Source organism: Sorangium sp. So ce128, from assembly GCF_051525245.1.
In the GTDB taxonomy this organism is placed as follows: Bacteria; Myxococcota_A; Polyangia; order Polyangiales; family Polyangiaceae; genus Sorangium; species Sorangium cellulosum_B.
In genome coordinates this window covers 8,955,640-8,976,107 of the sequence record NZ_CP150313.1, presented here as the reverse complement: position 1 = coordinate 8,976,107, position 20,468 = coordinate 8,955,640, and the positions used below count along the sequence as shown (strand labels likewise).

The following is a 20,468-nucleotide window of genomic DNA, read 5'->3' as shown; positions in this document are numbered from 1 at the left end:
CTCCGCAGCTCAGGGGAGCGCCGCGGCCGGGCAGGAGGGATCGGTCGTCGCCTCGACGTCGTCCACGTGCAAGGCCTCGTCGTCGAGCGGCGCATCGCAGGTGCCGCTGGCTCTTATCTTGAAAGAGATCGGCTGGGGCATGCCCGCCGTGCGCGGATCCAGGCAGATCGTCTGTTGCGTCCAGCGCTCGCTGGCAGCCAGGGCGCCTCCTGGCATCGAGGAGGCGGTCGCCGCGAGGAGGTGGCTCGTGCGGTACCAGAACTTCAGCGCCGGACCGGCCGTCCCCTGAGGCTCGGGGACGGTGAACACGGTGGAGGCCGAGGGCTCGCGGCACGGCTTCCGCACGGACAGCGAGAGCGAGACGTCGCCGGCGTGCGCGGCCGCAGCGTCGACCGCGAGCCTGGCGCTGCCGCGCGCGGGGTCCTCCGCGTTGAGGACCCATGTCGGCGAGAGGCCCGCGTCGGCGCCGTCGTTCTCGAAGCCGGGGTCGAAGAGCGGCGCGTCCCCGGGGCAGCGGTCGTCAGAGACGATGGCGAGGTCATCCACCGTGAAATCCCGCTTGTTCTCCTCCATGCACGGCTGGCTGTGCCGGTTCCGGAAGGCGAACGCGAGGCGGTGCGCCATGCCGAGCGCCCACCGGGGCAAGCAGGCATGGGAGACCTGCGCCTCGCCCGTGCCCGTCAGGGCCGTCAGCCGGTGCGTGCTCAGCATCACGTCGACGATCGCCCCCGGGCTGCCATGGCTCCAGATGCGGAGCGCCGGGCTCGGCAGCGCGGCGGACGGCAAGGGCGCCGAGAGCGTGCCCTCGAGCGAGGGAACCTGGCAGAACAGCGTGGTGGCGAGATGTCCGCCCTTGCCGCCGCCCTGGCCCAGGCCGCGCTCGATCTCGGAGACGCCGCCCTCGGGGGTCGCCTTCCAGCCGGCGGCGCCTGCTTCGAAGTCGCCGTTCAGCACCTGGCCAGGCGGCGGGCACTCGTTCATTTCATCAGGCTGAAGGGCGACGTCATCGAACGTCAGCGTGAAGTCCTGTCCGGTGTCCTCATCGCACAGGGGAGAACGCCGGGCGGGCGCGAGGAGCAGCTCGATCGGCCTGCCGTAGGCGCGCTCTCCCAGGCACACGCGTTGCGGGGCAAAGGACGAAGAGGGCATGAGATCGAGATCGGTGATCCCTTCGTCGATCCGGACCCCGACCCCCGGCGGGCCGAGGCAATCCATCGCGAGCTCGCAGCCGACGCGCGCGGCGAACGTGAGGAGGAGCGGTCCGGCGCACGCGAGGTCCGGCATCGAGAGGCGCTGATAGAAGCCGGCCATCTGGCACACCGCGTCTCTCCCGATGATGCCGGCCCCGGGGTTGCCGTTGCCCTCGACCTCGGGGGAGACGAGCGCTGCCCCCGTGGTGCCCCACGTATCCGAGCGCTGGAATGAGGGGTCCTCCGGGCCTCCCCGCCAGTCGCAGTCGCCGTCGACCATCGGGTCATCATCGGCGCTGGTGCACTCCGAAATACATACGCTGTCTGCGCAGCGGAGCCCGTCGTCGCACTGGCCCAGAGGCCCACAGGGACAGCCTTCCTCACCAGGAGGGCAGTCGGCGCCCCCGCCCGCGCTCTCGGCGCTGCCCGCGCTCTCGGCGCTGCCGTCGCCTCCCGCCCCGCCTGCGCCCGCCGCGCCTGCCGTTGCGCCGGCAGAGCCCTGCTCCGTCCCGGAGCAAGCGCTCGCGAATGCGCCAAGCACGGCAGCGACATAGCAGGTCAGCGGGCGCGACCATCCCATCATCAATTCAAGCTAGCGGGGGAATCACGGGATCGCAAGGTAGACAGGATGTTTCCTTTTTCCTGGAGAGACATCGAGATAAGGAGAACTCTCAAGTCGTATCGGGCGAAGCCGGAGACGCGGACGTCCGCACGCTGAACTCGAGCTCATCCGCTCATCGTGGCGCGGGCAAACATCGGTTGAGGAAGCGCGGCGAGCGCGAGCGTCCGAGAGGCGGGCGCGCGTCCGGCGGCTCGTCGTGCGAGCCCACGAGTGTCCACGAGAGCTCCGCGGCGCGAGCCGGGCGACGACGCACCGCGTGCTTGGCCCCGCGCCGAGCGCATCAGCCGCCGGAGGCGGCGCCGAGCGCCGCGGCGGGCACGAGGCTCCCCCCGGCATCCGCGCCAAGGAAGGCCCGCAGCTCGGCGAGCAGCGGACCTGACTCGCCGACGAAGGGGAGGTGATCGTCGCCCGGCAGCTCGACGTGGCGCGCGCCGCGGATGCGGCCGGCGAGGTCGCGCCCGGCCGCCGCCGGGACGGCCCGATCGCCGGCCCGGTGCAGCACGAGCGTCGGGGCGCTCACCCGGCCCAGCGCGGACCGGACGTCGGCCGCCGCGTGTGCCCGGAGCATGCGCGCCGCCCCGCCAGGGCTCGCGCCGTGGCGCAGGTACGCGGCCCAGAAGCGCCGGAACGCGCCGTCCTCCGCCGCGGACGGGGCCAGGCGATCGAGGAAGAGCGGCTCGCCCCAGCCGCTCCGCAGCGCGCGCTCGGCCTCCTCGGCGTCCTCGCCGGCGAGCCCGAAGAGGCACCCCGGCCAGGCAGACATCTGCGCCGCGCTCCCGAGCGCGATCAGGGCGCGCACCCGCGCCGGGTGCGCCGCCGCGAGCAGCGTGCACGGCGCGAACCCGGCGCCGACGCCGAGGAGCGCGGCGCGCGCCACGCCGGCCGCGTCCAGCACCGCCAGTAGATCCTCCGCCTGCTGCTCGGCGGGAGCGCCCGCGCCCTCGCGCTCGCTCATCCCGGTGCCGCGCTGGTCGAGCACGATGAGCCGTGCCCACGCGCCGAGCTCGGCGAAGAACCGGGAGATGAGCGCGCCCTCCCACGCGGCCTCCACGTGCGTCACCCACCCCTGGACCAGCACCAGATCGATCGGCCCGCCGCCCGCGGTCCTGTAGGCCAGGCTCGCGTCGGCGCTCGTGGCGAAGCGGGTCTCCGCGGCGTGCAGCCGCGCGGGCGCCCGCGTGGAGGAGACCACCCCCTCCCGCGCGGCCGCGAGCCCGCGCCGCATCGCCTCGGCGACCTGCGCGTACGCGCCCGCCCAGGCCCGCGCGGTGGCGGGCGACCACGCGTCTCCTTCGAGCTCCTCGAGCGCCTCGAGCAGCGCGCGGCCCACGGCGTCGAAATGCTCGGGCAACGCGGCGTACGCCGCGTGGCGGCGACCGAGCGCCTCGAGCATCTCGACCAGCTTGTCCGGCGCGCGCAGGTTGTCGACGACGAGCTGCAGCGCCGCGGCGAGCTTGAGCCGCTGCTCGCGCATGTCCGGCGGGAACAGCGCCCGGAGCGCCGGCTCGCGGGCGAAGAGCCGCTCGTAGAAGCGCGTCACGAGCGCCTCGGCGCGCGGGGCGAGGCGCTCGAACGAGGCGCGCACGACGTCCGCGCCCGCGTCCTGCGCGCTCGCGGGGGGCGACGCGGGGCGGACGATCTGGAACGCCCGGCAGAGCGCCTCGGTCTCCTCGAGCGCGGCCTGCACCTCCTCGGCCGACGCGAAGCGCGCCTCCGGCTCGCGCAGGACGCAGCGATCGATGACGGCCGCGAGCATCTCCGGGACGTCGGGGCAGATCGAGCGCAGCGGCGGGAGCGCCCGCGCCGTCACCCAGCTGGCGATCGCGTGCACGTCGAGCCCCGCGTGAGGCAGCCGGCCCGCGCACAGCTCGTAGAAGACCAGCCCGAGCGCGTAGACGTCGGAGCGGGGCGTGCCGGCGGTGCCCGCCCAGAGCTCCGGCGCGAGGTAGAGCGGCGTGCCCATCATCATGCCGCCGTCGGTGAGGCTCGCGGTCCCGAGCGCGGAGGCCGCGTCGAGCGCCACCGGGATCGCGGTCGTCAGGGCGGACATGTCCGCGAGCGCCCACGGCGCGGCCGCGACGGCGGAATTCGGCGCGGCGCGATGGCCCGCGTCGAGGGCGGGGGCGCCGGGCCGGTCGGCGAGCTTGGCGAGGCCGAAGTCGAGCAGCTTCACCTCGCCGCTCGCGTCGAGCATCACGTTCGCCGGCTTGATGTCGCGGTGGAGGACGCCCCGCCGGTGCGCCGCGGCGAGCCCGCGCGCGAGGCCGAGCGCGAGGCGCAGCGCGGCGGGCCACGGGATCGGCTTCGGGAGCAGCTCGAGCGGCTCGCCCTCGACGAACTCGTAGGCGATGTACGGCCGCCCGCGGACCTCGCCGATCCGGTAGACGGCGACGACGTTGGGGTGCTGGAGGCGCGCGATCGCGCGGGCCTCGACGCGCAGCCGCTCGATGGTCCTGGGATCCGGGCTGTCCGCCGCGACGAACTTGAGCGCGACGGGCCGGTCGAGGACCTCGTCGTGGGCGAGGTATACCTGCCCCATGCCCCCGCGCCCGAGCGGCCGCACCACGCGGTAGTCGTCGAAGGCCAAGGGCGGCGCCCACGAGAGCGGGGGCGACGGCGGCGGCTCGCTCGCGCCGAAGCGCTGGCGCGTCGCGTTGAGGAAGAGCGGCGCCCCGAGGTCGCTCTCGCTCGGGCGCGTCGAGAGCCGCGCGCGGCAGCCGTCGCAGCCGGCCACGTGCCCGCGGATGCTCGCCGCGTCGTCGTGCGGGAAGTTGCCCGCGAGCCAGGTGGCCAGGGCGTCGTCGGACGGGCACGGGATCATGCGCTGCTGTTCTCCGGAGCGGCATTCTCCGTGCGCGCTGTGGGCAGCGCAATGGCCGCGCGGTCGGTGCCGCGCTGCGCTGCTCCGCCGTCGTGAGAGGCAGCACCTGTGCGCCTGTCCTGGCCGTGCGGTGCTGGAGCGCGGCGCGAGCCCAGCGCGCGAGCGCGCTCGCGCGGGCTGCGAGCGATCGGCGCTGGACCGGCGCCGCCGCGGTGTCACGCTCGCGGAGAGCGATGAGCGACCCGAAGCCACCGCCGAGCCCAGTGCCCCGGTCGGAGACGGTGCGGCAGGCGCTCCTGGAGGAGCTCCGCAGGGGAGCGGCGACCGCGTGGGAGCTCTCCACCCGCCTCGGGATGCGGGAGCGCGACGTGGCGCCGCACCTCGAGCACCTCGCGCGCTCGCTGCGCGCGCGCGGCGAGCGGCTCTCGGTCACGCCGGCGCGCTGCCTGCGCTGCGGCTACGCGTTCGACGAGCGGCGGTCGCTCGCGAAGCCGAGCCGCTGCCCGGCGTGCCGGGGGGAGCGCATCGAGGCGCCGCGGTTCCGGATCGACGCGGGCGAAGGGTGAGGCTCCCGGGCGGCGGCGCTCCTCACAGGGCCGGTCGATCGGGCGGCTCCGGGCGCCCGCGCCGCGCGGCGCGGGCCTCCACCTCGCCGAGCAGCCGCGGGCCCGCGCGCTCGCCCGCGCCCGCGAAGAAGGCGCGGGCCTGGGCGAGATCGCCGTGCGCCGCGTAGAGCTCGACGAGCTCTCGCTCCGCGGCCTCGTCGATCGTCGCCTCCAGCGAGCCGGCGCGCGCGGGGCCGAGCTGCACGATGGCGCGCAGCGCCCTCATGGCCCCCTCGGTGGCGCTTCGGCCACCGAGGCCCCGCAGGCTCCACGACTTCACGTAGAGCGCGCGCTTGCGAAGCGGCGCCCCCGCCGCGCCGCGGAGCGCGCCGTCGCAGGCGATCACCGCCTCGCCGAGGCGCCCCGCGGCGAACGCCAGGTCGGCCAGCGCGAGGTAGGCCTCGGCCGCCTCGCCGGACGCCGGGTGCTCGAGGGCGAGCTGACGCAGCCGCGCCTCGGCGCCGCGCGCGTCCCCGCCGTCCTGGAGCGCCCGCGCGAGCGCGAGGAGCGCTCGCGGCCGCTGCTCCGCTGCGCGCAGCGCCGGCGCGTCGACGAGCGCGGCGTAGGCCGCCGCGACGCCCGCCCGCAGCCGCGCGGCCTCTGCTTCGAGCGCCGCCCGCCGCGCCGCGCCGCGCCCGCCGGCCGCGCCCGCCTCCGCGGCCTGGTCGAGCACGAAGAGCTGCACGCCGATCACGCGGTAGCGCCCCGCGAGCGACTCCGCCTCATGGAAGATCGGCTCTGCCGCCGCGCTCGCGCCGGGGTCCGCGCCGCTGCGCGCGGCGGGCGCCGGCGCCCCCGCGCTCGCGCCGGGGTCTGCGCCGCCGCGCGCGGCGAGCGCCGGCGCTCCCTGCGCGGCGCACCCCGCCGAGGCGAGGGTGAGCGCCGTGAACGCGGCGACCCGCCGCGCCGCGGCTCTGCGCCGCTCCGTGAGACAGCTGGCGGTCTTCGCTGCGCGCTCCACAACCCGTGACACTTCTTCTCCTCGTGACTCGCCGCCGGCAGAGAGGGCGAAACGCCGCGCGCTTCGTGCCGAACGGCGCGGGAAGATAACCGCGGGCGCCCCAGGGACCAGGGCAATCCACGGCGGACGCGCCGATTCTCTCCCTGAACCACGCGGAGAACAGCGCCTTTCGAGCGCCTTGCGCGGCGGCGCACACGCGGCGCGCGGGGCGGAGCGACGCGCCGCAGAGCACGCACCTCCAGCACGCTCCGCCTCGGCCCATGCATTGCGTCTCGGCCTTCATCGCTCCGCGCCCGGACCGGCGCTTCACACCGGGCGGGGGCGTGTCCGGATGGAGAGTCACGACATGGCGACAAAGGTGAACTGCCTCCCGTTCACGATCCCCACGATGCCGCGCCTCGGGCTCGCCGACCTGGAGGCGCGCTTCCGACGCCTCTCGCTCCTCATGTACGACACGAAGGTTCCGATCGCGACGCTCGAGAAGGAGGTCTATCCCTACCTTGCCCGTGGCATCGAGTTCGTCAATCCGTGGCGGCGCGTGCGCGGGATCGAGACGTACCAGGTCGGCCTCTCTGGATCTCGCGTCGGCGGCCGTTTCGACCTCGACGTCTCTCAGCTGAGCGTCCGGCTCTCCGAGCCGCGTGACGCGGGCCGCGCCCTGGTCGACAGCACCTTGTACCTGCGGCTGTTCCCGCGCTGCGCGTACCCCGTGCGGGTGATCCTGACCTACGATTTCTGCATGATCGACGGCGGCGAGAGCTTCGAGATCACGCGCCACGAGGAGATGTGGCGCATCGGGGACATTCTTCGGAGCGCTCCGCTGCTGGGCCGCTCCTACGATGTCTTCCGTTCCTGCTCGGGTTACCTCTTCACCGGCGCGCTGCTCCTGTCCCGCGCGGTCGCTGTCCGTCCGCCTGGCGCCGAGGCCGCGCGGGGCGAGCCGGAGCCGTCACGCTGACGCCGTGCGCGCGGCCGCGCCGCCGTGGGGTCGCCAGCGCGGCGCGCCGCCATGCGGCCAGCGTGGACATGAGTGGACATGAAGCGTGGACATGAACATCCACAGGACAGGGACGTCCGGCTTGACGAGATCTGGACGCCGCGATACACCTGTCCACGTGAGCTCCTGCTTCACCGCGACCACGACGACCACTACCCGCACCGGCGGGGTTGGTCTCGTGTGCGTGCGGTGAGCTGACGAGCACACGAGGAACCAAGCCCCGCCGGGATCCGGACGGGGCACGTCGCTTTGCAGCGCTCCGTCTGGCCGGCCACCGCCGACGGAGACTGACATGCTCGACGAAGACGATCATCGGCATCTAGGCCAGCGCCTCGACCTGTTCCACATCCAGGAGGAGGCGCCAGGCATGGTGTTCTGGCACGCGCGCGGGTTCACGCTCTATCGCCTCCTCGAGGAGGCGGTCCGGCGCCAGATGATGCGTGACAGCTATCGAGAGGTCCGCACGCCGCTCCTCCTGCGGCAGGCGATCTGGAAGGCCAGCGGCCACTGGGACAATTTCTCCTCGAACATGTTCCGGCTGCAGGAAGACGATCACGCCGCCGCGCTCAAGCCCGTGAACTGCCCGGGTCACATGCAGATCGTGGCGCGCATGGCGCCGTCGTACCGGGATCTCCCGCTGCGGATCGGCGAGCTCGGCATGGTGCACAGGGACGAGCCGAGCGGCACGCTCCACGGCCTCTTTCGCCTGCGCCAGTTCACACAGGACGACGGCCACATCTTCTGTGTCGAGGAGCAGGTCGAGGCCGAGGTCGTGCGCTTCGCGAGCGCGCTGCGCGACTTCTACGCTGGCTTCGGCTTCCGCGACATGGCGGTCGGCTTCTCGACGCGCCCCGCCGAGCGCTCCGGGAGCGATGCCGTCTGGGACAGGGCGGAGGCGGCGCTGTCCGGCGCGGCGAGGAGCGCAGGGCTCGAGCACAGGCTGCAGCCCGGGGAAGGGGCCTTCTACGGGCCCAAGCTCGAGTTCGTGCTGCGCGACCGGCTCGGGCGGAGCTGGCAATGCGGCACGATCCAGCTCGATCTCGTGCTGCCGGAGCGCTTCGACATCACCTATGTCGACGCGTCGGGCGCGCGGCGGCGACCGGCCATCCTGCACCGCGCCCTGTTCGGCAGCGTGGAGCGCTTCCTGGGCATCCTGCTCGAGCAAACTCGGGGCGCGCTGCCGCTCTGGCTCTCTCCCGAGCAGCTCGTCGTCGTTCCTGTGACGGACGCGCAGCGCGCCTATGCCGAAGAGGTCCTCCTCGGCTTCCAGCGAAAGGGGGTGCGCGCGATCCTCGATGCGGGGGACGACACGCTCTCGCGGAAGATCGCCCTCGCGCACGCGGCGGCGATCCCGCTCGTCGCGGTGATCGGGAGACGCGAAGCCGAGCGCCGCTCCGTGGCGATCCGTGAGCGAGAGGGCGGGCAGCAGCGCGAGCTGCTGCTCGACGAGGCCGTCGTCGAGGTGGCGCAGCGGTGCGCGCCGCTCGCCTGAGCGCGGGCCGGCGATCTCTCGGAAGCGACGGAACCCACGGAACCGAGGGAACCGAACGCCGGTCCGCGTGTCCAAATGTCCCCGGCGCCCTGGTCTTCTCCGGCCGGGGACATCCCGACAACCCTCGTTCCCTCACGGAGCAGCTCGATGGGAAATCTGCCGCCCGGGCCGAAGTCGCTCAGCTTTGTGGATACCATTCGCGCAGGATTCATTTCCTCCGAGCCCGTCTTCAGGCGCTACGCCGCCGAGTACGGCCCCACGTTTCGCCTGAGGTCGCCGAACGGGATACTGACCATCACGGGCGATCCGGAGGCGATCCGCGCGGTCTACACGGCCGACCCCGACGAGTTCGATGTCTGGGGTGTCCAGCTGACCGAGCCGGTCTTCGGGACCTCGTCGGTGGTCGTGACGGCGGGCGCGCGGCACCGGCGCGATCGGCGGCTGCTCGCCCCGCCGTTCAGCGCCGGCGCGATGCGGGGTTATGGCGGCGCGATCGCGGAGATCAGCCTGGACGTGGCGTCGCGGTGGCGGCCGGGCCGCTCGTTCTCGATGCTCGCGGCGACCCAGGCGATCGCGCTCGACGTGATCGTCCGCGTGGTCTTCGGCGTGCGGGGCGAGGCGCGCGTCGGCAGGACCCGCGAGGCCGTGCTCGGGCTCATCGAGTCGCTGAGCCCGAGCTTCATGATCATCCCTGCGCTCCGCCGTGACTTCGCCGGCTTCGGCCCCTACGCGCGCCACAAGCGCGCGGCCAGGGCGCTCGACGCGCTGCTCTTCGAGGAGATCCGGGCAAGGCGCGCGGAGGGGGACGCTTCTCAGGACATCCTGGGCCTGATGATGAGCGCCCGCCGCGACGACGGCGCGGGCATGAGTGAGGTCGAGATCGCGGACCAGCTCCGGGCGCTCCTGTTCGCTGGCCATGAGACGACGGCCATGTCGCTCGGGTGGGCGATGTACTGGCTGCACCGCGAGCCGGCCGTGCTCGCGCGCCTCCTCGACGAGCTCGACGCGCTCGGTCCCGCGCCCGAGGCGGACGCGCTCGCGTCGCTGCCGTACCTGGAGGCGGTGTGCCTGGAGGCGCTCCGCCTCCACCCGCCGGTGGTGGACGTGGCCCGCGTCGTGAAGAGGCCGTTCCAGCTCAAGGGCTATACCATCCCGGCCGGCGAGGCGATCGCCGCCTCGCCGCTGCTCCTGCACGGCCGCGAGGATCTCTACCCGTCGCCTGAGCGATTCCGCCCTTCGCGGTTCCTCGATCGGAAATTCACACCCTTCGAGTTCATCGCCTTCGGCGGCGGCGCCCGCCGGTGCCTGGGCGCGGCGTTCGCGATGTACGAGATGAAGGTCGTCCTCGGCACGATCCTCGGGAGATACCGGCTCCGGCTCGAGAGCCAGGCGCCCATTCAGCACGTGCGCCGCGGGCTCACCATGGGGCCGAGCGGGGATGTGGCGATGATCCTGGAAGGGGAGCGCGAGCGAGCGAACGAGGGCGGCGCGGCTGCGGTCCAGGGCAGCCCGGCGGAGCCGGCGCTCCGGCCCGCCGCGCCGCAGCCTGCTGGGCGGTGCCCCATGGGCTTCTCCTGAGCGCCGCTCACCGGGTCTCCTTGCGCGCGGCCGGCTGGGGGCGCGCTCTGGCCTTCATCCCGTCAGCTCGTGCTCGCGGGGGCGCCGATCCGGCCTCCGGCGGCGCTCCACGACGAGCGGCAGCCCATCCCGCGGCACGAGCGCCCGCCGGCCGCCTGCGCCCGCCTCGTACCCTGCGGGCAGGTCGAAGCGGAACTCCCGCACCAGCGCCGCCAGCATGAGCTTCATCTGCAGCACGGCGGTCCGCTCGCCGATGCACTTGCGCATCCCGAGCCCGAAGGGAAGGAACGCCGAAGGCGGGCGCTCCTCGTGCCATGGCGAGCCCGGCTCGAAACGCTCCGGGAGGAACGCCTCCGGGCGCTTCCAGTACCGCGGAAGCCGCTGCATGACATACGGGCTCACGAGGACCTCGTCTCCCGCGCTCACCGCGTGTGGCCCATGGCGGAACTCCCTCCGCGCCTCGCGCGCCAGCACCCATACGGGCGGGTGCAGCCGCAAGGTCTCCTGCACCACCGTCGACAGGATCGAGGCGCGCTCCACCTCCGCTCCCTGCGCGCCGATCCCCTGCGTGCCGATCGCGTCGAGCTCCTCCTCGAGGCGCCTTCGCACCTCCGGGCGCTGCGCGAGCTCGTGGAGCGCCCATGCCGACGCCGCGGCCGTCGGCACGTGCGTCACCAGCATCATCACGACCTCGTCGATCAAGGCTCGTTCGTCGATCTGGCCGTCGTCCACCGCGCGCACGAGCGGATCCAGCAGATCGGTCGTCCCACGGTTCCCGGCTGCCCTGCGGTGCTCTGCCGCCGCCAGGATGGACGCCGCGAGCGCATCTCTCGCCTGGCCATAGGCTATCTCGTCGTCTGCGGCGTGCCCGAGCCACGCTTCCACCCGGGGCAGCTCGGTCGCGATGCGCTCCACGACCTGCTCTCCCGACTCTCCGAGCAGCAGCATCGACGCGCTCCGCAGGGCGACGTCCTCGAGCACCGGCAGCACCGCGCGCGCCTCGCCTGTGCGCAGCCGCGCGAGCGCCTCGCGCACCACGCGCGCGGCGCCCTCGGCGCGCGTTAGGAGCGCCTCGCGATGAAACGCCGGTGCGAGCGCCCTCCGGCGTTCCAGGTGCTCACCCCCCTCGAGGCGGGCGACGCTCCGCGGATAGGCGTCCTGCATCCGGTGCGGCGGCGTCTTGTCCGTGAAGCCCTCCCGATCCGAGAACACCCTCTGGATCGCGGCCGGATCCGCGACGGCAAAGCACTTCTTCAGCCCCAGCCGGAACTGGAAGAAATCGCCGTGCGCCAGCGTGCCGTCCAGCAGGAAGGCGAGGGGATCCGCACGGAACTCCGGCCAGGAGCCGTGCAGAGGGTGCCCTTTCGGACCGGGGGATCGGATCATGGCCAGTTCTCCTGGGGGCGCAGAGCCGTCGTTTGAATGCGAGGTCGTGATGGTGAGGACGGCGCCTCCCTCCACGGCTGCGGCGGAGGTCGCCGTCCGGATCGCGCGGGTGCGCGCGTGTTGTTCAGGAAGGCAGCGGCGCGCCGGCGTCCGAAGGCGCGCGAAGGCTCAGATACACGGCCGCATGGCTCAGGTCCGAGGGCGCGCGGAGGCTCAGGTAGACCACGGGATACCCGAAGTCATAGGCCGAGGCGAAAGGCTCCGCGCGCACGTGCTCCTCGTAAGCCCTCGCGAGCTCCTGCGCGGTGCACGAGCAGCCCGCCTCGGCGGCGATCGCGAGGATGCGCGTCATGTCCCCGTCGGCCTCCGCCATCTTCTCGGCGAGGCGCTCGTCCGCCTCGACCCGCGCCAGAAACGCGCGCGCGTCGCTCCTCTTCACGTCGTTCACGACTCCTGCCCTTGTCCCCTGGTCAACACTCGAAAGACCGGTCGTGGCGAGTTGTCCGTCCATGTGCGCAGACCTCCTTTGGGCCCCTTGAGGCCGCGGAACCGTGGCGGCGGCGTGCCGCGTGCGGTCCGTCGTCTCCCTCCCCCAAAGCAGGTCCCGTGCCAGCGCTGCGGGCAGGGGAAATGGCCGGCGATGGTGGTCCTCACGAGGCCCGTAGCGCGCGCCCTCGCGCGAGTTGCGCGAGCGCTCGCGCAACTCGCGCAGCGGCTCCTCTCTGACCGCCCCTGCGGCCCGCGGACCTGCCGGCGCTTGCGCACCCGGAAGAAGGAGAAGCGATGTCGAGGACCGGGAAGGAAACGATGGTCAGTCGTCGTGCGGATCGCGGGGGTCGAACTCGTCCTCTTCCACGTCGAGATCAAGCTCGTCCGCGATATCCTCCCAGCCGAGAAGCTTGAACTGCGTCGAGCCGTCGTACTCGAAGCCGTTGATCGGATCCTCCGAGGCGGGCCCGCCCGCCTGCCCGTTCTGAACGACGAAGAGGCCGTACGGGAAGTCGCCGCCCGCTGGCACGTTCACGACGTCGTGACCATCGGTCTCCCCCGTCCCCTCGACCTGGAAAGCGGCGATATGGTCCGTCGGGTCTTCCCGATCGTACACGTGAAACGTATCGTCTCCCTGGCTCGACACGAGCAAATATCCCTCCTCGTCCTCGCCGTAATAGATCGCCAGCCCCTCGACGTCCCTCTCCAGGTGCAACCCTCCCGCCGAAGGGTTGCCGGGTGCCGCGATCGTCCCGGCGACCGGGGCTATTGGCGCCGTGTCCTCGCAGGCGTACTCGCCGTCGTCGGGGACAGCCCACCACGGCTCGCCGAACGAGCGGGTCTTCGCGATCAGGCGGCTCGCCGGCACGGTGACGGTCGCCGGCAGCGCATCGTTGAGCGGCACGCGCCAGAGGCCGACCACCTCCTGCGCGGCGAAGAGCACGCCCTCTTGCTGGTCGACGACCAGCCCCTCGAACTGCGGATCGCTCTCGGGCTCCTCGCGGCAGGGCGTCCACTGGATCGACGGGCTCCCGGGGCTCGCCCCGGGGACGGTGAAGACCGGATTGAACCGGAGCTCACGAACCCTGGTATAGGAGACCTTGCCGCTGCCGGCGGCGTACAGCTCGAGCTCGGCGATGGCGCTTCGATTGCGCTGCGTCACGAAGGCGCGGTACCCGTCGTCGTCGTCCTCCGGGCGGTACAGCGCGAGCCCATAGGCGGTGTTCTGATCATCCAGGTCGTTGTCCTGGACCCCGGACGGCTCGCCGGTCGGCTGGAGCGAGGACGGCTGAACGAACTGGCTCGGGAACACGCGCGGCGCGCTCGGCGCCGTGATGTCGATGAGGGGGCCGCTCGAGCTTTGCGGCTTGATCGCATAGATGCGGAGCCGATCGCAGCCCCGGTCGGTCACCACGGCGATGTCGACCGTCTCTGTCGATCCGTTCGCCTTGATCAGCTCGAAGCCGTACTGCACATCGACGTTGTTGAAGCGGCTGTAGGTCTCGCCCGACGCGCTCTCTGGGCACGCGCTCGTCCCGCTCTCGGGCTTCGTGCCGGGCACAGGCGGGTCCTCTGACGTGACCGCCGGCCGGCGCGGGGGCAGGATCGTCTGCACGACGTTTCCTTCGAGGTCGTAGACCTGGAGCCCGGCGTCCTTCAGTACGCCGATGACCAGGCCCTCGCCGGAGGCGCTGGCGTTCACCCAGATCGCCGGGTCGTCCGCGTCCGGCGTGCGAGGCGCGTCGTCATAGCTGTGCAGCGCCGCCGTCTCGACCCGCGCTCCGATCACCGGCGACCCGGAGGTCGCGTGACCCACTGCATTCACGTTCTCGTTCAGGTGCTGCGAGCACCCGAGAGTCAGGGACAGCGCCAAGACGGGTGATACGAGCAATCGAGCGGCTCTCATCGAGGATGGGCTCCTTTCGGGCAGCCACGAGCGTGGTGGCTGTCGGCCGCACGGCTGTTACCGTGCGCACGACGAGCTCGCGCCACGGCTGCGTGAACTTTGGGTGCGCCTCCCGTGAACGGGCCGGCGTCGCCCCGACGTGGGCTATCCCCTGTCCGCGCGCTTCTGCGCCGTGCGCCGAATGATCGGCCCAAGGACCTGCGCGAGCACCCACCACAGGCCGCGCTCCTCGTGGCATCCGCGCCGCGCGTCCGTGGGCGAGCCTGCCCCGGAGCGCGCGAGCCGGTCGAGCAAGGCGGGGAGGGTCCGGCCGTAGAGGGTGCGGTTGCCGGCGCCGAGGAGGAACGACACGAGGATCGCAGGCAGGCCCTCGAAGCCGGTGTGCTCCACGACGAGGCGCGTGCCGCGGCGGCCGAGGACGAGCGTGTCCTCGAGCCGGAACGCCACGACCGTGTCGATCGGGCCTCCGCGCCACGACCACCGCATCGTCGTGGGCGGGTCGAGCTCCAGCACCTCGCAGCGCACGATGCCATCGAAGCCGGGAGCCGGATCCGACCGGAGCTTGAAGCGGCGGCCGAGCTCGGGGCGAAAGTCGTTCTGCATCAGCCACTCGGCGATGAGCGCCGGGTCCGTGAGGGCGCGCCAGACGAGCTCGGGCGGGTGGGGGTATTCGCGGGTGATGCGCAGGTCGCGTCTCATGATCTGCCTCCTCTGCGCGCGATCTCCGCCTCGCGATCGAGCAGCGCGCCGAGCGCGCTGAGCTTGGCCGTCCAGAATCGCTCGTAATGGGCGGCCCAGTCGTAGACCGCGCGCAGCGGCGCGGCCTCGACGCGGTAGAGCCGCGAGCGACCTTCCCGGCGAGGCGCGACGAGCCCGGCGTCCCGCAGCACCTTGAGGTGCTGCGAGATCGCCGACTGGGTCACGTCGAACATCGCGCACAGCTCGGTGACCGAGCGCTCCCCGCCGGCCAGCGCGTCGAGGATCGCGCGCCGCGTGGGGTCCGCGATCGCGCGGAACGTCTCGTCCGGGGAGCGCGCGCTCGTCATCTCACGTCACCTCGCGCCACCTCACGTCGCCGCGGGGAAGTGCTTCTGGGCGCCGGCGTCCAGCTCCTGCTGCGTGGCCGCCTTCTTCCGCGTCGCGAGCGACCAGCGGTGGCCGAACGGGTCGGTCACGATGCCGTAGCGGTCGCCCCAGAACATGTCCGCGAGCGGCATCTCGACGTTGGCGCCCGCCTCGACCGCGCGCTTCCACGTCGCGTCGACGTCGGGCAGATCGAGGTGGATCGTCACCGCGGTGCCGCCGAGCGACTTCGGCGTGCGGCTCACCCCCCCGCGCATTTCCGGGAAATCGTCGCTGAGCATCACGAGGCCGCCGTTCACCAGGAGGGCCGCGTGGATGAGCTTCTTGCCGTCCGGCGTCGGCTGTTCGGCCGCCACCGTCGCGCCGAACGCGCGCTGGTAGAAGTCGATGGCCGCGCGGGCGTCGTGGACCGTCAGGTAGGGCGAAACAGGGGGAGGAGCGGGGGGTTCGTGGCTCGTGGTCATGCGCCGCAACATATTAGTGACATCTAATATGTCAAGCGGCCTGCATGGCGGCGAGCTCGCCCGCTGTCGGCCCGGGATCCCGACCGGAGAGGCCGGGGCGGCTTGGCATCCGGGCGCGTGGTTCCAGGTTGTTCTCCCAGAACCACTCTACGAGGGGAGCCATGCTGCAAAAGCCCATCGAAGGTGCATGTTTCCTGTGCGAGGCCAGGGCGGCGCGCTGGAACGATCCGGCGGCCGCCGGGGATCCTGCTGAGGCAGGCCACGAAAAGGAGGGGCTCGCGCGGCGGCTCGACGAGCTGAGGAGCGGGCGGTGCACCCCCGAGGAGCTCCGGTCCCACCTCCTGCAGATGTGCGCGATGTGCCAGGAGGTGCTGATGGATGTGGGCGAGGGCGCAACGGAGGTGGTCATCTCCCGGCTGGAGTACCGCGTCGCGCGCCTGCGGGACGTGGCGCGCGCCGTGGGCGGGGCCGCGGGCTGAAGCCGCGGCGCGTCCGCGGGCGCCGTGGACAAGGACGGATCACGACCGTCCTTGGTGACGAGATCGCGAGCGCGCTCGAGCGGTCCGGACATCGCGGCGACGACGGCGATGCGCCGCACGGAATCGCGGACGCGGCGCGCGGGAGCGGGCGAGCGGCGCCGGGGAATTCGCGTGCGAGGAGGTCCGAACACCCTCTACGCTGAGCGCCTCCTCGAACCGCGAAGGTTGCCATGAGCGATGACATCGTCGAGCTGACCACGAAGCACACGTACGGCACCTGGCGCGCCCAGCGCGGCTGGAAGCCGATCCATGTCACCCGCGCGGAGGGCTGCGCGTTCTGGGACGCGTCCGGCAAGCGCTACCTGGACCTGTCCTCGCAGCTCATCTGCTCGAACCTCGGCCACCAGAACGAGGCCGTGATCGAGGCCATCTGCGCGCAGGCGAGGCAGCTCGCCTACATCAGCCCGGCGCACACGTGCGAGGTGCGGGCCAGGGTGGCGCAGAAGCTCCTGGAGGTGATGCCGAAGGGGCTCGACAAGTTCTTCTTCGCCACGTCGGGCACCGAGGCGAACGAGGCGGCGTTCAAGATGGCCCGGCTCTACACCGGCAAGCACAAGATCATCGCGCGCTACACGTCGTACCACGGGTCCACCGCGGGCTCGGTCGCGGCGACCGGCGACTTTCGCCGCTGGTTCATCGAGCCGGCCGGCAAGATCCCGGGCGTGGTGTTCGGCCCGGAGGTGAACTGCTACCGCTGCCCGCTCGGCCGGAGCCACCCCGAGTGCGGCGTCGCGTGCGCCGACTACCTGGCTTACATGATCGACCACGAGGAGAACGTCGCGGCGGTGATCGTCGAGCCGGTCGTGGGCACGAACGGCGTCCTCATCCCGCCGGCCGACTACCTGCCGAAGATCGCCGAGGTCGCGCGGAAGCGCGGCGTGCTCCTCATCGCGGACGAGGTCATGAGCGGCTGGGGCAGGACCGGAAAGTGGTTTGCGGTCGATCACTGGGGCGTGGTGCCGGATATCCTGACGACCGCGAAGGGCGTGACGAACGCGGCCGCGCCGCTCGGGGTCGTCGCGACCTCCCGCGCGATCGCGGACTACTTCGACGACAACATGTTCGCGCACGGCCACACCTACGAGGCCCACCCCCTCACGCTGGCCCCGGTGATCGCCGCGATCGACGAGTATCGCCGGCTGGACCTCCTCGACCGCGCGACGAAGATGGGAGACGTGGTGGGCGCGAAGCTCCGCGCCCTCAAGGAGAAGCACCCCTCGATCGGCGACGTGCGCGGGATCGGCCTGTTCTGGGCGGTGGAGCTCGTGAAGGACCGCGCGACCAAGGAGCCGTTCAACGTGCCGCAGGACAAGGCGGCTCGGCGGCCCCTGGTGGTCGACGCGGTGGTCGCCGAGGCGGCGAAGCGCGGGGTGTCCCTCATGGGGTGGGTGAGCCACCTGCTCGTGGCGCCGCCGCTCATCATCAGCGAGGCGGAGATCGACGAGGGGATCGCGGCGCTCGACGCGGCGCTCGACGTGGCGGATCAGCGGCTCTCGGGCTGAGGACCTCGGGCGCGAGGCGGCCCTTCACGGGCCGCCGGAAGAGCACGTCTGTGGCTGCCGCGAGGCGCGCCCGGCGAGGGGGCGCGGCGACGTGCTAGGATCGTGGGCATGACTGCACGCACGAACGGCCTGCCGACCCGTCCGCCCCGGAACACGGGGCCGATCGAGCTGCGCGATTTCGGCCCGACCGGCCGCCGTCTGGGCACGCCCGACGATTGTTACGACGGCAGCCCGTGGGAGCTGCACCGCGGGGAGCTGATCGAGCAGATGGGGAGCAAGGAGTTCCATGGCATCGTGATGGCGCTCCTCGCCGCCCTCTTCCGCACGCACGCGCGCGAGGGCTTCACGGTGATGACCGACGTGTACTGCGATCTCAGCGACCCGGGGGGGCCGTCGCTCCGGGCGCCGGACGTGGTGGTCGTGGGCGATCTCTCGTCGCCGCGGAACGACGCCTACCGCGGCACGCCGGTGCTGGCCGTGGAGATCCGGGGCACGCAGTCGAGGCGCTACCTCGAGGAGAAGGTGAAGCTCTACCTGGAGCACGAGTGGCCGTGGGTCTGGATCGCGCACGCGGAGCGGCGGGAGCTCGAGGTCGTGCGGCCGGGGACGGCGTCGATCACCTACCGTCCGGGCGCGGAGGTGCCCCTCCTGCCGGAGCTGGGCAAGCACGGCCTCGGCGCCGTGCCGGTCACGGCGCTGTTCGAGGAGCGCGACGCGGCGCGGTTCACGGACGAGTGGGTCGAGGCGCGCACCCAGGCGCGCACCCAGGCGCGCGCGATCCTCGCGGTGCTCTCGGCGCGGGGGCTCGCGGTGCCGGAGGCGGTGCAGGCGCGGGTGCTCGCGTGCGACGAGCCTGCAGCGCTGGAGCGATGGCTCGTCAGCGCGGCGACGGCGGCGAGCGGGGCGGTGTTCGCGGCGGCCATGGATCGAGGGTGAGCCGGCGGCCGTCCGCCGCTCGGTAGGGGCGGCGGCCGAGGGCCGCGCCCTTCGGGGAGCGCTCCTCGGCGCGGAGCCAGTCCGTCACCGCGACGGCGGCGCCGACCCCGCCGCTGTCACCGCGACGGCGGCGCGGAGCCGCCCGCGCACGCGGCGGCGCGCGCGAGGAGCAGGTCGCGCTCGCGCGCGTTGCGCGTGAGCGACGCCGCGCGCTCGAACTCCGCGCGCGCCTCGTCGAGGCGGCCGAGCTTCGCGAGGAGGTCGCCGCGCACGCTCGGCAAGAGGTGGTAGCTCTCGAGGGAGCGCTCCGAGGTCAGCGCGTCGACGACGGCGAGGCCCGCCGCCGGGCCGAACGCCATCGAGAGCGCGACGGCGCGGTTCAGCTCGACGACGGGCGACGGCGCGACCTGGGCGAGCGCCGCGTAGAGCGCCGCGATGCGCGCCCAGTCCGTCTCCTCCGCGGCGCGCGCGCGCGCGTGGCAGGCGGCGATCGCGGCCTGGAGCGCGTAGGGACCGCGCGCGCCGCCGAGCGCCTCGGCGCGCTCGAGCGCCGCGAGGCCGCGGCGGATCAGCAGGTGATCCCAGCGCGCGCGGTTCTGAGCCAGGAGCAGGATGGGCTCTCCCGACGGTCCGACCCGCGCCCTGGAGCGCGACGCCTGGATCTCCATCAGCGCGACGAGGCCGTGGACCTCCGGCTCCTTCGGCGCGAGCTCGGCCAGGATGCGGCCGAGGCGGAGCGCGTCCTCGCAGAGGGCAGGCCGCATCCAGTCGCCGCCGGCCGTCGCCGAGTAGCCCTCGTTGAAGACCAGGTAGATGACCTGGAGCACCGACGAGAGGCGGGGCGCGAGCTCGGCCCCGCGGGGGACCTCGAAGGGGACGTGCGCCTCGGCGAGGGTCCGCTTGGCGCGGACGATCCGCTGGGCGACGGTCGGCTCCGGGACGAGGAACGCGCGCGCGATCTCCTCGGTCGTCAGGCCTCCGAGCAGGCGGAGCGTGAGCGCGACCTGCGCCTCGGTCGAGAGGACTGGATGGCAGGCCGTGAACACGAGGCGCAGGAGGTCGTCGCCGACGTCATCGTCGAGCGCGGCGTCCAGATCCGGCGCGGCCAGCGCGTGCTGGGCCTCGATCTCGTGGCCGAGCTCCTCGTGCTTGCGCTCGATCCGCTTGCTCCGGCGGAGCTCGTCGATCGCGCGGCGCTTCGCGGTGGCCATGAGCCAAGCGCCCGGCTTGTCCGGGACGCCCGACTCCGGCCACCGCTCGAGCGCGGTGACGAGCGCGTCCTGCGCGAGCTCCTCGGCGAGGCCGACGTCGCGCACCATCCGCGCGAGCCCGGCGATGAGCCTGGCCGACTCGATGTGGAAGACCGCGTGGATGGAGCGATGCACCTCGGGGGCCGTCACGGCGCCCGATCAGAGCATCTTCCCCCGCCGGCGCAAGCCCGGGCGCGCCGTGGCTACTGCTTCGCGGCCGACTGCGCCCGCAGGCGCTCCTCCTGCTCCCTGAGCTCGGGCGTGAGCGCCGGGCCGAAGTCGTCCGCCGTGAACACCTGGCGGATCTCGATCTCGGAGTCCTCGAGCATGGGGTTGGGGCAGCGCTTCACCCACGCGATGGCCTCTTCCTTCGACTTCACCTCCCAGATCCAGAAGCCCGCGACAAGCTCCTTGGTCTCGGCGAAGGGCCCGTCGATCACGGTCCGCTTGTCGCCCGAGAACCTGACGCGCGCGCCCTTCGCGCTCGGGTGGAGCCCGTCGCCCGCGACCATGACGCCGGCCTTCACCAGCTCCTCGTTGAACTTCATCATCTCGGTGATGAGCTGCTCGCTCGGCATGACGCCCGCCTCGCTGTCCTTGGTGGCCTTGATCAGGATCATGAATCGCATGGTCGTGTCTCCTTGCTT

The 20,468-nt window shown here is 72.7% G+C and carries 18 protein-coding genes; 7 read left to right on the top strand and 11 right to left on the bottom strand.

Annotated features, from left to right (window positions below):
- Positions 1-9 precede the first annotated feature (9 nt).
- Positions 10-1,731 (bottom strand): hypothetical protein, encoded by a 1,722-nt coding sequence (locus WME82_RS34170; protein WP_438038720.1) that lies wholly within the window; start codon positions 1,729-1,731, stop codon positions 10-12.
- A 361-nt stretch (positions 1,732-2,092) separates the two neighbouring features.
- On the bottom strand, positions 2,093-4,633 hold the full coding sequence (locus WME82_RS34165; RefSeq protein WP_438038719.1) for an alpha/beta fold hydrolase: 2,541 nt from the start codon (positions 4,631-4,633) through the stop codon (positions 2,093-2,095).
- Between the two features lie 233 nt (positions 4,634-4,866).
- Between WME82_RS34165 and WME82_RS34160 the strand changes: the two genes are divergently transcribed.
- On the top strand, positions 4,867-5,199 hold the full coding sequence (locus tag WME82_RS34160) for a transcriptional regulator (RefSeq protein WP_438038718.1): 333 nt from the start codon (positions 4,867-4,869) through the stop codon (positions 5,197-5,199).
- Positions 5,200-5,221: 22 nt separating this feature from the next.
- On the opposite strand, the gene WME82_RS34155 is transcribed toward WME82_RS34160, so the two are convergent.
- Positions 5,222-6,211: a hypothetical protein gene (locus WME82_RS34155; RefSeq protein WP_438038717.1), complete on the bottom strand. Its 990-nt coding sequence runs from the start codon at positions 6,209-6,211 to the stop codon at positions 5,222-5,224.
- A 334-nt stretch (positions 6,212-6,545) separates the two neighbouring features.
- On the opposite strand from WME82_RS34155, the gene WME82_RS34150 reads away from it, so the two are divergent.
- The 3 genes from WME82_RS34150 to WME82_RS34140 all read left to right on the top strand — a co-directional run bounded on the left by WME82_RS34150 (position 6,546) and on the right by WME82_RS34140 (position 10,266).
- The gene (locus WME82_RS34150; protein ID WP_437851875.1) at positions 6,546-7,157 is read left to right on the top strand and encodes a hypothetical protein; all 612 of its coding nucleotides are present in this window, start codon (positions 6,546-6,548) and stop codon (positions 7,155-7,157) included.
- A gap of 331 nt (positions 7,158-7,488) precedes the next feature.
- Complete coding sequence (thrS, locus tag WME82_RS34145) at positions 7,489-8,688, top strand: threonine--tRNA ligase (RefSeq protein ID WP_438038716.1); 1,200 nt, start codon at positions 7,489-7,491, stop codon at positions 8,686-8,688.
- Positions 8,689-8,835: 147 nt separating this feature from the next.
- Positions 8,836-10,266, top strand: a complete 1,431-nt coding sequence (locus tag WME82_RS34140) for a cytochrome P450 (RefSeq protein ID WP_438038715.1) — start codon at positions 8,836-8,838, stop codon at positions 10,264-10,266.
- 54 nt (positions 10,267-10,320) lie between these two features.
- Here WME82_RS34140 and WME82_RS34135 read toward each other — a convergent pair whose 3' ends face one another.
- The 6 genes from WME82_RS34135 to WME82_RS34110 form a co-directional block, all read right to left on the bottom strand.
- Positions 10,321-11,652 carry a cytochrome P450 gene (locus WME82_RS34135; RefSeq protein ID WP_438038714.1) on the bottom strand — a complete coding sequence of 444 codons (1,332 nt, stop codon included), beginning with the start codon at positions 11,650-11,652 and terminating at the stop codon, positions 10,321-10,323.
- A gap of 124 nt (positions 11,653-11,776) precedes the next feature.
- Complete coding sequence (locus WME82_RS34130) at positions 11,777-12,100, bottom strand: Nif11-like leader peptide family RiPP precursor (protein WP_438038713.1); 324 nt, start codon at positions 12,098-12,100, stop codon at positions 11,777-11,779.
- A 363-nt stretch (positions 12,101-12,463) separates the two neighbouring features.
- Positions 12,464-13,957 (bottom strand): phytase, encoded by a 1,494-nt coding sequence (locus WME82_RS34125; RefSeq protein ID WP_438038712.1) that lies wholly within the window; start codon positions 13,955-13,957, stop codon positions 12,464-12,466.
- Positions 13,958-14,191: 234 nt separating this feature from the next.
- On the bottom strand, positions 14,192-14,746 hold the full coding sequence (locus WME82_RS34120) for an SRPBCC family protein (protein WP_438038711.1): 555 nt from the start codon (positions 14,744-14,746) through the stop codon (positions 14,192-14,194).
- The gene (locus WME82_RS34115) at positions 14,743-15,093 is read right to left on the bottom strand and encodes an ArsR/SmtB family transcription factor (protein ID WP_438038710.1); all 351 of its coding nucleotides are present in this window, start codon (positions 15,091-15,093) and stop codon (positions 14,743-14,745) included. Before WME82_RS34115 ends, WME82_RS34120 begins: the two co-directional genes overlap by 4 nt.
- Before the next feature lie 21 nt (positions 15,094-15,114).
- Positions 15,115-15,594, bottom strand: a complete 480-nt coding sequence (locus WME82_RS34110; RefSeq protein WP_438038709.1) for a VOC family protein — start codon at positions 15,592-15,594, stop codon at positions 15,115-15,117.
- 161 nt (positions 15,595-15,755) lie between these two features.
- Here WME82_RS34110 and WME82_RS34105 point away from each other — a divergent pair, with 161 nt between their 5' ends.
- The 3 genes from WME82_RS34105 (at position 15,756) to WME82_RS34095 (ending at position 18,571) form a co-directional block, all read left to right on the top strand.
- On the top strand, positions 15,756-16,073 hold the full coding sequence (locus WME82_RS34105; protein WP_438038708.1) for a hypothetical protein: 318 nt from the start codon (positions 15,756-15,758) through the stop codon (positions 16,071-16,073).
- A 230-nt stretch (positions 16,074-16,303) separates the two neighbouring features.
- Complete coding sequence (locus tag WME82_RS34100) at positions 16,304-17,635, top strand: aminotransferase family protein (protein ID WP_012239035.1); 1,332 nt, start codon at positions 16,304-16,306, stop codon at positions 17,633-17,635.
- Positions 17,636-17,743: 108 nt separating this feature from the next.
- Positions 17,744-18,571 carry a Uma2 family endonuclease gene (locus WME82_RS34095; RefSeq protein WP_438038707.1) on the top strand — a complete coding sequence of 276 codons (828 nt, stop codon included), beginning with the start codon at positions 17,744-17,746 and terminating at the stop codon, positions 18,569-18,571.
- 116 nt (positions 18,572-18,687) lie between these two features.
- Here WME82_RS34095 and WME82_RS34090 read toward each other — a convergent pair whose 3' ends face one another.
- Together WME82_RS34090 and WME82_RS34085 are read right to left on the bottom strand one after the other, a co-directional pair.
- A complete protein-coding gene (locus WME82_RS34090) occupies positions 18,688-19,971 on the bottom strand; it encodes an RNA polymerase sigma factor (RefSeq protein WP_438038706.1) in 1,284 nt (427 codons plus the stop codon).
- Positions 19,972-20,024: 53 nt separating this feature from the next.
- On the bottom strand, positions 20,025-20,450 hold the full coding sequence (locus tag WME82_RS34085; protein ID WP_437740676.1) for a YciI family protein: 426 nt from the start codon (positions 20,448-20,450) through the stop codon (positions 20,025-20,027).
- Positions 20,451-20,468: the final 18 nt, after the last annotated feature.

Coding starts and splice junctions, on each gene's coding strand:
- WME82_RS34165 (WP_438038719.1), bottom strand. CDS start 4,633: ATGATCCCGTGCCCGTCCGACGACGCCCTGGCCACCTGGCTCGCGGGC.
- WME82_RS34160 (WP_438038718.1), top strand. CDS start 4,867: ATGAGCGACCCGAAGCCACCGCCGAGCCCAGTGCCCCGGTCGGAGACG.
- WME82_RS34150 (WP_437851875.1), top strand. CDS start 6,546: ATGGCGACAAAGGTGAACTGCCTCCCGTTCACGATCCCCACGATGCCG.
- thrS (WP_438038716.1), top strand. CDS start 7,489: ATGCTCGACGAAGACGATCATCGGCATCTAGGCCAGCGCCTCGACCTG.
- WME82_RS34140 (WP_438038715.1), top strand. CDS start 8,836: ATGGGAAATCTGCCGCCCGGGCCGAAGTCGCTCAGCTTTGTGGATACC.
- WME82_RS34135 (WP_438038714.1), bottom strand. CDS start 11,652: ATGATCCGATCCCCCGGTCCGAAAGGGCACCCTCTGCACGGCTCCTGG.
- WME82_RS34120 (WP_438038711.1), bottom strand. CDS start 14,746: ATGAGACGCGACCTGCGCATCACCCGCGAATACCCCCACCCGCCCGAG.
- WME82_RS34115 (WP_438038710.1), bottom strand. CDS start 15,093: ATGACGAGCGCGCGCTCCCCGGACGAGACGTTCCGCGCGATCGCGGAC.
- WME82_RS34110 (WP_438038709.1), bottom strand. CDS start 15,594: ATGACCACGAGCCACGAACCCCCCGCTCCTCCCCCTGTTTCGCCCTAC.
- WME82_RS34105 (WP_438038708.1), top strand. CDS start 15,756: ATGCTGCAAAAGCCCATCGAAGGTGCATGTTTCCTGTGCGAGGCCAGG.
- WME82_RS34100 (WP_012239035.1), top strand. CDS start 16,304: ATGAGCGATGACATCGTCGAGCTGACCACGAAGCACACGTACGGCACC.
- WME82_RS34095 (WP_438038707.1), top strand. CDS start 17,744: ATGACTGCACGCACGAACGGCCTGCCGACCCGTCCGCCCCGGAACACG.
- WME82_RS34085 (WP_437740676.1), bottom strand. CDS start 20,450: ATGCGATTCATGATCCTGATCAAGGCCACCAAGGACAGCGAGGCGGGC.